This window comes from Devosia sp. A449 (genome assembly GCF_054489375.1).
The window spans coordinates 264,946-279,607 of sequence record NZ_JBTMWU010000001.1 but is presented as its reverse complement, the minus strand read 5'-3'; the positions used below and the strand labels follow the sequence as shown (position 1 = coordinate 279,607).

Below are 14,662 nucleotides of genomic sequence, written 5' to 3'. Positions count from 1 at the left end.
CCCGGCAGCCACTCCGGGCTCGCCTCAGTGCAAGGCCCCCAAACTGAGGTTTACCTGAGGACATACGATGCGCAAAACTCTGACAGACACCCACCGAGTCATCCTCGCCAATGCGGCGGCACGCGATAGCCTGCGGGCCCTGCCCGTACCGTCGACGATTGGCAGAGATCCCATGATGGTTCGCCAGAGCGTGGCAGAACTCGTCGATGACGGCTTGCTGGCAGAGGTAGCAGCCGAGGACGGCGATGAGATTTGGCACAAGAACGACGATGCTGCCGATACAACCTTGCTGATCACCGAGCTTGGCCTCGTCACAATCGGCGTTATGGTGACAGGTGACGGAAAGTCCGCGGCCGCCATCATCCAGCAGAGGCCTGCGCTCGGCGGAATGCCACCGCCAGCTTCAAAGCTACAAACCCTGGTCATGCTCATGCAGCGCCCACAGGGAGCTCTGATTGAGGAGCTAGTTACCATCACGGGATGGCAGAAGCACTCTGTGCGCGGAGCCATCAGCGGTGCGCTGAAGAAACAGCACCGCCATACGATCTCGTCGACTTTGGTAGGCGGGCGCGGCCGGGTCTATCGCATTGAGATGCCAGAGGCGCCACCCGCCGAGAAAAGCAGATCGGCTGCGGCGGTCAATGCAAGCGGCCATGGGAGCGGGTTGTGAGACGCCGGACCCCGGTTGACGTGGCACAAGACGTCGATGCACTGCGCGACATGGACGCCAAGGCGCTGCGAATACGATGGCGCGCGGTGCTCAAGACCGAGCCGCCCGCCAAAATGCAGTCCCCTTTGTTACGCCTGGCGATCGCATACCGCCTGCAGGAGTTGGCCTATGGCGGCCTTAAGCCGGCGGCGTTTCGCCAGCTCCGGAACTACGGCAAGTCCCTCGACGTGCGTCCATCGACTGTCGGCGCGGATGGATCGCAGCCCACCAGAGCGGTGGTGTTCGATGCTCGCGCTTCGCTGTCACCCGGTACGCGTCTCATGCGGGAATGGAACGGGACAACCCACCTGGTGGATGTTGTGGAGGGCGGCTTCGTGTGGCGTGGCGGGTTGTACAAGACTTTGTCTGCCACAGCCGTTGCGATCACGGGGACCAAGTGGTCTGGCCCCAAATTCTTCGGCCTTCTCGCGCCCAAAGCCGCCAATTCGCCGCGGCGCGCGGCCGCAGCAACGCGCGAGGATATCGCGGCATGAGCGAGCAAACACGATTTCGCTGCGCGATCTACACGCGCAAATCGTCCGAGGAAGGTCTTGAGCAGGACTTCAACTCATTGGAGGCGCAGCGTGAGGCCTGCGAAGCCTATATCCGATCACAGGCCCATGAAGGCTGGCAGCTCATTCCCGACCGGTTCGATGACGGTGGTTTTTCCGGCGGCAATATGGAGCGCCCGGCGCTCGTCCGATTGATGGATCAGTTCCGGGACGGCAAGATCGACATCATCGTCATCTACAAGATCGACCGGCTGACCCGATCCCTCACCGACTTTGCGCGGCTGGCTGAGACGTTCGACAAGCACAACGTGTCCTTTGTCTCGGTGACGCAGCAGTTCAATACCACGACCTCAATGGGTCGGCTGATGCTCAACGTGTTGCTGTCGTTCGCCCAGTTTGAGCGCGAGATTACCGGCGAGCGTATCCGCGACAAAATCGCGGCCAGCAAGAAGAAGGGGATGTGGATGGGCGGCGTGATCCCGATGGGATTCGACGCCCGCGACCGGCGCCTGTTTATCAATGATGAGGAGGCCACCACCATCCGGCAGGTGTTCCAGCGCTATTTGGAAGTGGGCAATGTGCCGGCTCTGCTGGAGCGCCTCAAGGCGGACAATGTTTTGACGGCGCCGCGCCTGTCCGCCAATGCCCGAAAGCATGGCAACCGCAACTTCACGCGCGGCCATCTCTATAAGCTTCTGTCCAACCCGATTTATATTGGCCGTGTGCCGCATAAGAAGGTCTCACATCCCGGGCAGCATGAGGCCATCATCGATGCCAAGACATGGGCGGCGGTGCAGGCTCAGCTTCAAGCCAACACCCAAGGTCCGCGCAGTCGACGCCGTCGTGCAGCGGCAGAAACCCACCTTTTGGCTGGATTACTCTGCTCGGAAGATGGCAACCGCTTTATTGCCACCCACGCCAACAAGGGCGCGCGGCGCTATCGATACTATGTCGAGGACGTTGTTATCGGCAAAACACCAAGGCGATTGGCTGCTGGCGAGCTCGAAGCCGCGACCCTGGCCGCCCTCCGCGCGTACTTGATGAACCAACAGCAATTGGTGGGTGACTTGGGCGAGGTGAGCGCGGACCAAATCGCTGGGGCGCTGCACCACGCGCAGCGGAGCGCTGAGCTTCTGGGGCAGCGATTGGGCCAGCCACAGCACGCTGTTGTCCGCGATGTGATCGCCAAGGTTCGATATCGCGATACCCAGCTAGAGCTGGAGATTTCACGAACCGGTTTGCACCGGCTGCTCGAAATTCGACAGCCAGAAAGCACCGCTTGGCCGGCGAACGCCGATCCACACAGCGACGTTATCAGCTTCCGAGCGCCGCTCGTCATCAGGCGGCGTGGTCCGCAGATGAAGATGGTTGTGGCCGGACCAGACAATCTGCGGCCCGACACCGAACTGGTTGCCGCTGTGGTTAGAGCGCGCCGGTGGGCCGAACGTCTCGCCAATGGCGAGGTTGGCTCGATTACCCAGCTCGCGGCAGCTGAAAACCGCAGTGCAGCCTATATCAGCCGGATCTTGCCGCTGGCATATCTCGCACCGCGGATTGTAGAGGACATTCTGAGCGGTAAGAGTTCGCCGGGTTTGCTGGATCGAGCACGCCCGGCGCTCGACCTTAGCTGGCAATCCCAGATCGACACCTTGGCTTTGGTTGAGCGGGGTTAAGCCAAAAGGGCCGCGCTCATGCCCGTGTGGGCATCAGCAAACGGCATGTCAGCGCTTCTTGCCGGTCTCTCCCAGCGTGCGGGCGATGGCCTCGGCCTGAATGCAAAAGAGCCGTAGCTCCGTCTCGGGCATGGTCACGGCGGCCTGCTGCAGGCGCTCGAGCAAGTCAGATCGCGCGGAACTGCTCTCCCCCTCGTTCGATAAGCCAAGCAGCCAGTTCGGCGTCGTCGCGAGTGCCGCGGCAATTCTGACGAGCGTGGCAAGGTCAGGCTCTCGGCGACCATTGGCATAATGGGCGTAGCGCCGTTCATCCAAACCAGCTCGCCGGCCGGCCTCGGCATTGGAGATGCCGAGCTGCTCGGCACGTTCTCGAAGTCGTCGGGCGAAGATGTCCATAGGAACGATTTGTTCCCGATAGGCATCAATCCATCCACGAACGTTACGGAATGCTTCAGGAACAAAATGTAGCCTTTTGCTAAACAGCAAAGGGGACTGCACAGTGCAGCAACAGACATTTGGCAAACGCAACGCCACCAAACTGACGTCCAGTTCCACCAGTCGCTCTGGGCCGGTGCCGGCGCAAATCGGACCACCGCCGAGACCGCCATACTTGATCGCGAGTCTAGCTCTCCTCGGCGCGCTCAGCGTTGGCATAGTCATGTGGATGGCGAGCTCAACAAGTACCTCCACGCCAAATACGAGCTCTCCGGAAGGTACCGTTTGGGTAGCCGCGCAACGGCTGGCGCGACATAGCTGCCCCGCTGTAACCTGTGGGGTCGTGGGCGAATTCTACTATCGAGAAGGCGTGCAACCCTTGGAGATCCTGGACGGTTGGGTGCGGGTGTCAAAGTACTATGACGCGTCCTGCAACGGGGGGCGGAGCGACTATGTCGATACCGGCAATGCGCAGTGCACCCAGAGCAATGGCATTGTCGACGGCCAATTTGCAGAATGGGTCGTGGAAGCCAGTCTTTCCGCGGATCGGCCCGCAGATCCGGCCGAAGGCGCCACGGGCCTAGCAAAATCGATTGGCGGCTCTGATGATTTCAATATTTATCGGCCACAACTCCTACAAGCTGCGCAGCGCTTGATTGATGGGAACTTGTGCACTGAAACGCAGTTGGCAGAGTCCAACGGGTTTATGGCGTCGGTGAACCTGAGGCCACGAAAAGCATACTTCGTACGGTGTGGCGACGAGAGATACTACGCTGATCTGACCACCATGGAAATCTTCCAATGAGGCGATAGCCCGCGGCACAAAACGTGCCGAAAATGGCCTCCGGTATATCTGAAAGCCATCTAATCTTTTCAGATAAGAGACCGGCATGGTTGATGTTCAACAAAAATGGCATTGCACCATCAATGCCAATTAAGTCAGCGGCCACTGGTGGGCAGCATCGATGCCCACCAGTGGCCCCACATAGCATTTGGGAAGCGGTTGGGGTTGGCCAACAAGCCCACAAGGTCTGCAACGCGCCCCAACGCAGTCCATCACGCTGCGGCATCTATTTCCTGGAAGCTGCCGTTCAACAGAGCGCTGGCAACGCTGCGTTGGGGCAGAACGTCGCCAGGCCCCCCGAAGCGAGACACGAGGAGCGACTGACGCCAAAGATATCCAAGCGTAGGGACCCAGTATTGTGGATCAACGTCGGAATAGGGCGGCGGTGCGGTGGCACGACGCCAATCCTTTCTCCTGGTGCGAAGAGGGTCTTCGACTCTGGTCAGGCCATTACCAGATGCCCCTGGCGGACCTCGCGATAATGCCTCTCCGGGGGTTGATAGTCCGCCGGGCGGATCGGGCTTTTGATATCATCATTGGCAAGGCCGCGGGCACGGTGCCTTTGCGCCGGATCTGCCACGGGCACCGCTGACAGCAACTTACGGGTATAAGGGTGCTGAGGGTCGGCAAAAATATCGCTACGGTTGCCGATCTCAACGATCTCGCCGAGATACATCACCGCTACGCGATGGCTGACGCGCTCCACCACGGCCATGTCGTGGGAGATGAACAGGTAGGATAGGTGCAAACTTTCCTGAAGTTCCAGCAGCAGATTGACCACCTGCGCCTTGACCGAGACGTCGAGCGCCGAAACGCTTTCGTCGGCAACGAGGATCGCCGGCTCCACGGCCAGCGCGCGGGCGATGCAGATGCGTTGGCGTTGTCCGCCCGATAGCTGGTGTGGATAACGGTTCGCCATGCTCGGCGAGAGACCTACTCGTTCAAGCAAAGCGCTCACACGGCCAGGCGCCTCGAACGCCGTGGCCATGCCGTGAAGCAACATGGGTTCGGAAATCGCGCCGCCCACGGTCATGCGGGGATTGAGGCTAGCAAAGGGGTCCTGGAAAATCATCTGGATGCGCTTGCGGCGGCTGCGCATCTCGCTTTCAGGCAGACCGGCAATCTCCTCGCCTTCCAGTTTCACCGAACCCGATACCGGCGACACCAATTGCAGAATGGACAGCCCGGTGGTGGATTTGCCGCAACCGGATTCCCCGACCAGCGCTAGCGTTTCTCCGCGCTGCAGGGTGAAAGACACGTTCTCCACCGCATGCACACGGCCTGAAACCTTGCTCCACATGCCTGAGCGGATCGAGAAGCGGGTCGAGAGGTTCTTGACCTCAAGCACGGGCGGGCCGCCCTTGTCGAGTGTTTCAACGCTGGCTGCCGCGACGCCTAGCTTGCCGGTCTTGGGGTCGGCAATGGCAAAGCGGCGCGGGCGCGGTTCGCCGGTCATCGAACCCAGCTTGGGAACAGCCGACAGCAGGGCCTTGGTATAGGGCTGTTCGGGCGTGAGAAAGATATCGGCGGTCGGGCGATCCTCGACAATCGCGCCGTGCCGCATCACCACGGTGCGGTCGGCGATCTCGGCCACCACACCCATGTCATGGGTGATGAACAGCACCGACATGTCCTCTTCGGCCTGCAAGGTCTTGATCAGCTCGAGAATCTGCGCCTGGATGGTGACATCGAGCGCCGTCGTCGGCTCGTCGGCGATCAGCAGTTTGGGGCCGCAGGCAAGCGCCATGGCGATCATGACGCGCTGGCGCATGCCGCCGGAAAACTGGTGCGCATGTTCATTGTAGCGCCGTGCCGCGTCCGGAATGCGCACCCGGTCGAGCTGCCGCAAAGCCTCGGCCTTTGCCTCGGCCGGCGAAATATGGCGATGGGCCAGCAACGCTTCGGCAATCTGCTCGCCAATCGGCATGATCGGGTTGAGACTGGTCATCGGCTCCTGAAAGATCATCCCGATGCGCTTGCCGCGCACGGCATTCATCTGGCTATCGGTGCGGCCGAGCAATTCCTTGCCATCAAGCCGCACGCTGCCTTCGATCCGCGTCAGCGCCGGATTGTGCAACTGCATGATCGACATGGCGGTGACGCTCTTGCCGGAGCCGGACTCGCCCACCAGCGCGACCGTCTCGCGCTGTCCGACCGTGAAGTCGATGCCATGCACGACTTCGGACCACTGGCCGCGGTTGCGGAATGCCGTCTTGAGGCCTGATACGACGAGAACCGATGTCGTCATGCTGCGCTCCTCCTAAAAAGAGGTCCGCTGACGCCATCGGCGCGTGCGAAACCCATGACCCGCATGGTGCGGGCCGCGCTGTGCGGCATCTAGAAAGGACGTCGGGCATTTGTCAAGTTATCATTGACAAGTGCGTCTCGCATTTGGCGCGATCTAAACTTAGCTATTTCAATTATTTACGTGAATATAGGCGAAGAAAAATGCGACACACGGCCTCAGAAAAATTGACATGTTCACAGTGATGTTTACAAGAAAGTGACGTCCGGCGTTTAGATCGGGCAGTGGAGTTGACCGTGCGCGTAGCCATTGTAGCGGACGACCTGACCGGAGCGCTCGACGCGTCGGCCCCGTTTGCCGCCCGCGGCCTCCGCTGTAACGTGGCCACCAATCCCCGCGGCATCGCTGCCGCTCTCGCGCAGGGCGGCGACGTGGTCTGCGTCAACACGGCAAGCCGCGAGAAATCAGCCAGCGAAGCGCAGGCAATCGTGCGGCATGCTGCCAGCATATTGGCGGCATCTGGGCCGTTGATTGCGCTCAAAAAGGTTGACTCGCGCCTCAAGGGCCATGTGGCCGAAGAGTCCGCCGCGTGCCTCGAAGCCTTCGGCCGCCAGCAGATCATCGTCGCTCCCGCCATCCCCAGCCAGGGCCGTCTGGTCAAAAACGGCCAGGTAATCGGCAAAGGGCTCGACGCGTCGCTGGACATCGCCACAAGGTTCGGCGGACTGGAATTGACGGCGCCCGATATCGAAACAATCGAGGATTTGCAGGCGGTTGCCGGTCATGACTGGCGAGAGGTGCTGTTCGTCGGCGCCAGCGGGTTGGGCGAAAGCCTGGCGCGTGCCCTGGGCACACCAGACCGCCATCCGTTCGTCTCCATCCATGGCCCGCTCCTGCTGGCAATCGGCTCGCATGATCCGATTACCCTGGCTCAGGTCGCCCGCGCCAGCGCGCTGCCCGAGGTGCGCTACCAGATCACCACCGATGGCTCCGTTGAACCCAATTTGACCGCACCCACAACACTTTACCGGGCCGAGAGCACGCCGGCATCTCCCAGCCATGCCAGCGTCCTAAAAAGGTTTGGCGTCTCGATCGCGGCGCGCCTGCGCCAGGGCGATGTCGCCACGGTGCTGCTGTGCGGCGGCGAGACCGCGCAGACCGTGCTGGGCGAGCTCGGCATCGACTGCGTCGAGCTGGTCGGCGAGGCATTGCCGGGGATTGCAGTTTCGCGGGCGCGGCTGGACGGGCGCGATCTGACTATATTGACGAAATCGGGCGGTTTCGGCACACCGGATGATCTTCTGGTGCTTGCACGAGCCGCTAACAAGACCATACGTAGTACTGATATCAACAAAGCGGGCACCAAGGCATGACGAAAACTAGACCTGGCGATACCAGCGTCGACGAGGAACCGCGGCACCGAACGCTGTTTGCCGATCGCGTCTACCAGTTGCTGCTGACGCGCATATCCGACGGCGAATATCCGCCCGATCACAAGCTGCCAAGCGAAAAGGAACTGTCCGAACAGTTCGACGTCTCCCGGCCCATCGTGCGCGAGGCGCTGGAGCGGTTGCGGCAGGAAGCCATGATCTATTCGCGTCAGGGCGCCGGCAGCTTCGTGCGCCTGCGCAGCGAACCGCGCGCGCTAGGCTTTCCGCCGGTCGAGACCATTGCCGATATCCAGCGCTGCTACGAGTTTCGCCTGACCATCGAGCCGGAAGCGGCGTTCTATGCCGCCAAGCGTCGCAACGAGGCAGCGATCGCAAACATCGCCAAGGTCGTCGACCTCTTGAGCAGCGTCACCGACCAGCAGCGCCACCGCGAGGATGCCGACTTTGCCTTCCATCTGGCCGTCGCCGATGCGGCCAACAATCACTATTACAGCTCGGCCATGCAGGCCCTGCGCAGCCATATCGCCGTCGGCATGAAGCTGCATGGACTTGCCCTGATGGGGCCGGGCCGCGGCCTCGAAAAGGTGCTCGATGAGCACCGGCACATCTATGAGTGCATTCGCGACGGCAAGGCCGAGGAGGCCCGCGACCACATGCGTCAACATCTGGAAGGGTCACGCAACCGGCTGTTCGAAGACCGAGTGCTCGACCTGTCGCTTTAGCGGGATCTACCAGGCGGCTCTCAGAGCGCCGCCTGATAGATCCCGAAGATGTCGGCAACCGCCATGTCGCGTGGGTTGAAATCCATTAAGCGCCGGATGCCATGGGCCTCTTCGGCCATCGAGTTCAAGGCATCGGCGGTGACGCCGAGCGGCGCCATGGTCATTTCGACGCCGAGGGCTTCGCAATAGGCATAAGATTCGGCTTGCAGGTCCTTGCCGGGCAGGCCCAGCAGGTCCGAAACCAGTTGCGATTTCTCCGGGCGGGCCGATGCGTTAAACGCCAACGTATGGGGAAAGATCACCGCATTGGCGAGACCGTGCGGGACCTCGTAGCGGGTGCTGAGCGGATAGGACAGCGCGTGTCCCGCCGTGGTGTTGACCGGACCTAGGCACAGCCCGCCGTAGAGCGCCGCCATGGCAAGACCCGCACGGGCCTCGACATCGCCGCCGTCGGCAACGGCGCGTGCCAGATAGCGCCCAACCAACGAAATACCCTCTCGGGCATAGAGATCGATCAGTGGATGGGCGCGCCGGCTAGTGAAGGATTCCACGCAATGAGCAAGTGCGTCGACGCCCGTCGCGGCGGTGACGGCGGCAGGCAACGAGACGGTCATTTCCGGATCGACGATGGCAATGTCGGCCACCATGTGCCGGCTGTCGGCGGCCAGTTTCGCCTTATTGGCGGGGTCCATGACTAAAGCGCGCGCGCCCACTTCGCTGCCGGTACCGGCCGTGGTGGGCACGGCGATCAGCAGGCAGGAGCGGGCGTCGGCCTTGTCGACGCCAACGATGTCTCGAAAGTTCTTGGCGCTGCCGCAGAGCACCGAGGTCAGCTTGGCGAGATCCATGGCGCTGCCGCCGCCGAAGCCGATGATGACATCGGGCGCAAAGCCGCGCGCCTGATCGACCAGCAGGTCAAGATTTGGCAGGTCGGGCTCGGGCCGCACCTGCGAGAAGATCAGACTTTCGGCGGGCAGGCCCAGAAGCTCGACGCGGCCGGCATTGAAGGCATCGGCCACCACCAGCACGCGCCGGTTGGCCCAGCCGGGCACCAGATCGGCTAGGCGCCTGACCTTGCCGGCCCCATATTCGATGCGTCCCGGCTGAACCAGGCTCAGTGGTTGCAAGAGCGGGCTGGCGGACTGGACAGCAGAGGCAGTGAGGGCCGAGGTCATTATTTGGCACCCTTTGGATTGAGAGCATCGTTGAGGCCGTCGCCGATGAAACTGAAGGCGACCGATGCAATGGCCAGGGTAACGGCCGGGGCCGCAAGCAGGTGGGGATATTGCTGCCAGGTGCGCAGGCCATCCGAGATCATCAGCCCCCAGCTTGGGGTCGGTGGCTGCACGCCAACACCGAGAAAGCTGAACGCGCTTTCCAGCACCATGGCGCCGCCGAGTCCGGCACTGACGGTAACGATCAGTGGCCCGATGGAATTGGGAATGAGATAGCGCAGGATGATATGGCGGCTCGGCAGGCCCAGCGAACGGGCCGCCAGCACATAGGGTTGGCTGCGAATGCTGAGAATTTGCGCGCGCACGGTGCGGGCATAGGGCGGCCACATGACCAGCGCGATGGTGCCGAAGACCATGATGAAATCGACGATCAGGGTATTGCGGAACAGCATGTTCTCGGTGGCCAGATACATCTGGTCCATCCAGCGGCCCAGCTGCGGCTTGAGCGATGTATTGATGACGATAACCAGCAGCAGGTTGGGGACCGACATGAACACGTCGGTAAACCACATGATGGTGGCGTCGACCTTGCCGCCGGCGTAGCCCGCGATAGCCCCGAGCGCCGAGCCGATGATTGCCGAAATCGCCGTCACGACGATGGCGACGAGAAACGCCGTGCGCGTGCCGTAGATGACGCGGCTAGCCACGTCGCGGCCCAGTTCGTCAGTGCCCAGCCAGTGAGCCATGGACGGAGCCAGATTACGGGAATCGAGGTCCTGCGTCAGGAAGTCATAGGGTGTCAGGAACGGCCCGAAGACGGCGATGAGAACGAGGAGCACAATAGCGCCAAGGCCCACCATGGCAATCTTGTTGGCGCGCAGCCGCGCCCAGGCATCGCTCCAGAGCCCGACAGGAGGTTCATTGGGCTTTATGAGGCCAGCGGGTTCGGTGGTTGTGGACATGCCTTACCTCTTCTCTGCAGCACGCGGATCGAGCAGCGGATAGGCAAGATCGATCAGGAGATTGGAAACCATCACCAGGGCCGAAGCGATCAGGGTCACCGCTAGGATGATTGGATAGTCGGAGTTCAGCAGCGCCTGGATGGCGAGGCGACCCAGCCCTGGCAGCCCGAACACCAGCTCAACGAATACCGCGCCATTGACCAGTGTGATCATGATCAGGCCCAGTTGGGTCAACACGGGCGTGAGGATCGGGCGCAGGATGTGGCGCCGGACGATCTTGCCGGCGGGCAGGCCCTTGGCCCGGGCGGTGCGCACGAAATCCTCGCTCAGCACCTCGATGACTGACGAACGGGTTTGGCGGACGATCAGCGCGATCGGATGGAAGGACAGCACCAGCAAGGGCAGAATGACGCGCACGTCGAACAGCCCGCCCCAACCGTAGGGCACGGCGCCACCGGGTAGGATAAGGATCAGCAGCACCATCAGGATCGGACCGGCGACGTAGGACGGAATGGCGTAGAGGAACAGGGCCGAACCCAAGATGGTGTAATCAATAGCCGTGTTCTGGCGCAGCCCGGCGATTACCCCGAGCGGGATGGCGACCAGCGCGGTGAGAAGGATGGCGAGCACGCCGAGGGTGATCGACACCGGCGCGGCGGCGGCAATGGTGCGACCGACCGAGCGACCAGAGGTCAGCGAATTGCCGAAATTGCCCTGCAGCACGTTCCAGAGATAATCGCCGAACTGCGCAAAGAACGGCCGGTCAAGACCAGCCGCCTCGCGGATCGCTGCAAGCCGGTTGGGATCAAAAGCAATGCCGCCTGGCTCGCGTAGGAAAATGAGCTTGATGGGATCGCCGGCACCATAGAAGGCCAGCGCATAGACCGCGAGCAGCACCAACAGCACCGATGGGATCCAGAGCAGCAGCCGCTTGATAGCGTAGATGAGCATTAATGACCTCGCCTATGTGGAAGCCGCGCCGGAGCGCGACTTCCTTAATCTAACCGTTCGAAGAGGCTTACTTAATCTCGATGTTCCAGGGCGCGAAGACCTGCCAGTCGAGGTTCTTCTCCATGCCCGCGACGCTGGGCAGAGCCCAACGGGACATCGCCTCGATATACCAGGGGAGGAGCTGGTAATCCTCGCGGAAGATCCGCTGCGCTTCTTGCGCAAGCTCGTCACGGCGCGGATCATCGAGCGGCAGCGGCGCCGCTTCGTTGAGCAGGCGATCGACTTCGGGATTGTTGTAGCCGTTCATCTTGTTGATGGCGACGCTCGAGCTCGAGTGGATGGCGGTGTGCAGGAACTCAGTCGCGTCGGGAACGCGCGAGCCTGCATCGTCACGCACGATGTGGACGTCGGCGGGCGAGAAGTTGTCAAGCGTCGGCTTGAGCTCGATCGCGGTGATACCCAGGTTCTGGCGCCACTGTTCGATGGCGAACTGTGCCGCCGCCTGCTCGGCCGGCGCGATGATACCGGCAAAGATGATGCGCGGCAACTTGTCGGGCGAACCGTATTTCGAGGCAGCAAGAGCCGCCTTTGCGGCCTCCGGATCAAAGGGGTATGGCACCCAGTCGGGATCGACACCCTTGACGCCGACGAGGATCTGTTCGGCCTGCTTGTGCGGCCCCTTCGGGAAGGAGGCGCGCATCATTTCGGCACGGTCGACGGCCAGGATCAGCGCCTTGCGGACGTTGACGTCATCGAACGGAGCAGTCTTGGAATTGAAGTAGAAGTGCTGCCCGTTCGGGATCTCGGTGCCCTGGCTGAACTCCACGCCCAGATCGTCGACGATGGTCGGCGTCACCAGCGCAGTATGCGCATGATACTCGCCCTGCTTCAGCAGCGCGGTAGCGGTGACCGAATCCTCGATAACGCGCAGTTCGATGCGGGTGAGCTTGACCTTGGGTCCGAAGAAATTCTCGTTCGGCTCCCAGGCGACGAAGCCATCGTCGAGGTTCATCTCGACTAGCTTGAACGGACCCGAGCTGATGACGCCGCCTTCAGGCGTGTACCATTCGGGGTTCTGGTTGCCGTCCTCGGCACGCGACTGCGACACCTTGCTGATCGGCACCAGGTGATTGGCGAGGCGCATGTAGAAGACCGGATCGGGCGCGACGAGCGTTACCTGAATGGTCGCATCATCGACGATGGTAACGCCGGAAAGCTCGGTACCGGTGCCCGCGGAGAGGTCGCCATAGCCGACCACGCCGGCAAGTACGAGCGGCACGCGCTGGCTGGCGCTGAGCGGCATGGAACACATTTCCCACGAGCCCTTTACATCTGCGGGCGTGATCTTGGACCCGTCGGAGAAGACTGCGTTGGGGTCGAGCTTGAAGGTCCAGACCGTCCAGTCGGCATTTGGCTCCCAGCTGGCGAATACATAGGGCTGCACTTCGCCGGCGGCGTCGAAATACATCGGCGACGCCCACCACAGCGAGTGCCAGCGCAGAGCTGCACCGCCGCCGCGATAGGGCGACCAGTTCATGTCGAATGACGGATGAATGATCTTGAATGTCTGTTCCTGCGCGACGGCCTTGCCGGCAAGCATGCCGAAAGCGGTCATGCTCAGCATCAGCCCGGCGCCGCCCTTGAGCACGCCGCGACGCGACGGACGGCTAGTGGCAGTCGATTGATCGACCATTGGTGTTCCTCCCATTTTCCGTGCCTGTCATTTCGGCATTCAGCCACCGACGGCAACGGTCGTGGATCATGTCACAGCGCAATTGCATGTCAACATGTATTTCTTTCGCCTTTCGATGCGCAGCTGTCATATGAACTATCAATATGATTTTGATAGGTAATATTTTTCTTGGCAACAGCGAACCTGTCATGATAATCACTTTACAAGTTAGTTTGGAGGAGAGCGTTCATGTCACAGACCAGCGTCAATGCCGACGGCCATATTCGGCCCGTGATCGGCGATCCGACCCGGGAAGAGGCGTTCCTGCCAACACATGTGGCACAGGCCCATGCCTCTTTCCTGTTGGCGCTGAATAACGGCGACATGGCATGCACCTGGTTTGCCGGCACCGAAGAGGGCAAGCCCGACGTCTCGATCTATTTCACCCGCCTGCCCGCTGGCGCGGCCGCCTGGACGCCCGAGATCAAGGTTTCGGACGACCCCGAACGGTCCGAGCAGAACCCCGTTCTGTTCGAGACGCCCGCAGGCGAGCTTTGGCTGCTCTATACGGCGCAGGAATTCGGCAATCAGGACACGGCCATCGTCCGTCGCCGCATTTCGCGCGATGGCGGGCAAAGCTGGGGTCCTATCGAGGTGCTGTTCGGCGAGCCGGGCACCTTTATCCGGCAGGGCGTGCTGGTGCTTTCGAGCGGCGAATGGATATTGCCAATCTTCCATTGCCTGCCGGTGCCGGGCGAGACGTGGCATGGCCAGAACGATGTCAGCGCGGTGATGATCTCGACCGATCAGGGTCAGAACTGGACCGAGCATGCCGTGCCGGACAGCAAGGGTGCGGTACATATGAACGTGGTCGAGCGCCGCGATGGCAGCCTCTTCGCACTCTATCGCAGCCGCTACGCCGACAACATCATGGAATCGGTTTCGACCGACAAGGGCCACACCTGGTCCAAGCCGGTGGCAACGAGCCTGCCCAACAACAATTCGTCGATCCAGTGCTGCACTCTCGCCGACGGCACGCTGGCGCTGGTGTTCAACAATATCGCCGCAACCCCGGCCGTTCGTGCAGAGGCTGGCAATGAGCCGATCTGGGGCGTGCCGCGAACGCCGCTGTCCATCGCCTTGTCGCTGGACGAGGGCAAGACCTGGTCGCATATTCGCGATATCGAAGTGGCGCCGACGCCGCCGCCGGAATTGAACCTGGACAAGCCGGATCGCAGGGCGCGCGAACTCTCTTACCCCACCGTGACCGGTGACGCGGAGGGACGGATCAACGTGGCCTTCACCTATTACCGCAAAGCGATCAAGTTCGTGCGGTTCAGCCCTGACTGGGTCAAGACCGCCTGATGGCGG

At 61.7% G+C, this 14,662-nt stretch carries 13 protein-coding genes; 7 read left to right on the top strand and 6 right to left on the bottom strand.

Features of this window, described 5'->3' with window-relative positions:
* Positions 1-67 precede the first annotated feature (67 nt).
* The 3 genes from ACX3OW_RS01360 to ACX3OW_RS01350 are packed head-to-tail and all read left to right on the top strand — an operon-like array spanning position 68 to position 2,894.
* Positions 68-670: a DUF3489 domain-containing protein gene (locus ACX3OW_RS01360; protein WP_459093940.1), complete on the top strand. Its 603-nt coding sequence runs from the start codon at positions 68-70 to the stop codon at positions 668-670.
* A gap of 20 nt (positions 671-690) precedes the next feature.
* Positions 691-1,203: a DUF2924 domain-containing protein gene (locus ACX3OW_RS01355; RefSeq protein WP_459093939.1), complete on the top strand. Its 513-nt coding sequence runs from the start codon at positions 691-693 to the stop codon at positions 1,201-1,203.
* Complete coding sequence (locus ACX3OW_RS01350) at positions 1,200-2,894, top strand: recombinase family protein (RefSeq protein WP_459093938.1); 1,695 nt, start codon at positions 1,200-1,202, stop codon at positions 2,892-2,894. Before ACX3OW_RS01355 ends, ACX3OW_RS01350 begins: the two co-directional genes overlap by 4 nt.
* A 48-nt stretch (positions 2,895-2,942) precedes the next feature.
* Here ACX3OW_RS01350 and ACX3OW_RS01345 read toward each other — a convergent pair whose 3' ends face one another.
* Positions 2,943-3,449, bottom strand: coding sequence for a helix-turn-helix domain-containing protein (locus tag ACX3OW_RS01345; protein WP_459093937.1), 507 nt, complete (start codon positions 3,447-3,449; stop codon positions 2,943-2,945).
* A gap of 223 nt (positions 3,450-3,672) precedes the next feature.
* On the opposite strand from ACX3OW_RS01345, the gene ACX3OW_RS01340 reads away from it, so the two are divergent.
* Positions 3,673-4,134 carry a hypothetical protein gene (locus tag ACX3OW_RS01340; RefSeq protein ID WP_459093936.1) on the top strand — a complete coding sequence of 154 codons (462 nt, stop codon included), beginning with the start codon at positions 3,673-3,675 and terminating at the stop codon, positions 4,132-4,134.
* A 481-nt stretch (positions 4,135-4,615) separates the two neighbouring features.
* Here ACX3OW_RS01340 and ACX3OW_RS01335 read toward each other — a convergent pair whose 3' ends face one another.
* Positions 4,616-6,421, bottom strand: coding sequence for an ABC transporter ATP-binding protein (locus tag ACX3OW_RS01335; RefSeq protein WP_459093935.1), 1,806 nt, complete (start codon positions 6,419-6,421; stop codon positions 4,616-4,618).
* A gap of 281 nt (positions 6,422-6,702) precedes the next feature.
* Here ACX3OW_RS01335 and ACX3OW_RS01330 point away from each other — a divergent pair, with 281 nt between their 5' ends.
* On the top strand, positions 6,703-7,791 hold the full coding sequence (locus ACX3OW_RS01330; protein WP_459093934.1) for a four-carbon acid sugar kinase family protein: 1,089 nt from the start codon (positions 6,703-6,705) through the stop codon (positions 7,789-7,791).
* Complete coding sequence (locus tag ACX3OW_RS01325; RefSeq protein ID WP_459093933.1) at positions 7,788-8,531, top strand: FadR/GntR family transcriptional regulator; 744 nt, start codon at positions 7,788-7,790, stop codon at positions 8,529-8,531. The genes ACX3OW_RS01330 and ACX3OW_RS01325 overlap by 4 nt, the downstream gene beginning before the upstream one ends.
* 20 nt (positions 8,532-8,551) lie before the next feature.
* Here ACX3OW_RS01325 and ACX3OW_RS01320 read toward each other — a convergent pair whose 3' ends face one another.
* The 4 genes from ACX3OW_RS01320 to ACX3OW_RS01305 all read right to left on the bottom strand — a co-directional run bounded on the left by ACX3OW_RS01320 (position 8,552) and on the right by ACX3OW_RS01305 (position 13,312).
* Positions 8,552-9,706 (bottom strand): iron-containing alcohol dehydrogenase, encoded by a 1,155-nt coding sequence (locus ACX3OW_RS01320; protein WP_459093932.1) that lies wholly within the window; start codon positions 9,704-9,706, stop codon positions 8,552-8,554.
* Positions 9,706-10,668: an ABC transporter permease gene (locus ACX3OW_RS01315; RefSeq protein ID WP_459093931.1), complete on the bottom strand. Its 963-nt coding sequence runs from the start codon at positions 10,666-10,668 to the stop codon at positions 9,706-9,708. Before ACX3OW_RS01315 ends, ACX3OW_RS01320 begins: the two co-directional genes overlap by 1 nt.
* 3 nt (positions 10,669-10,671) lie before the next feature.
* On the bottom strand, positions 10,672-11,619 hold the full coding sequence (locus ACX3OW_RS01310; RefSeq protein ID WP_459093930.1) for an ABC transporter permease: 948 nt from the start codon (positions 11,617-11,619) through the stop codon (positions 10,672-10,674).
* 67 nt (positions 11,620-11,686) lie between these two features.
* A complete protein-coding gene (locus ACX3OW_RS01305) occupies positions 11,687-13,312 on the bottom strand; it encodes an ABC transporter substrate-binding protein (RefSeq protein WP_459093929.1) in 1,626 nt (541 codons plus the stop codon).
* 228 nt (positions 13,313-13,540) lie between these two features.
* Here ACX3OW_RS01305 and ACX3OW_RS01300 point away from each other — a divergent pair, with 228 nt between their 5' ends.
* On the top strand, positions 13,541-14,656 hold the full coding sequence (locus ACX3OW_RS01300; protein ID WP_459093928.1) for a sialidase family protein: 1,116 nt from the start codon (positions 13,541-13,543) through the stop codon (positions 14,654-14,656).
* Positions 14,657-14,662: the final 6 nt, after the last annotated feature.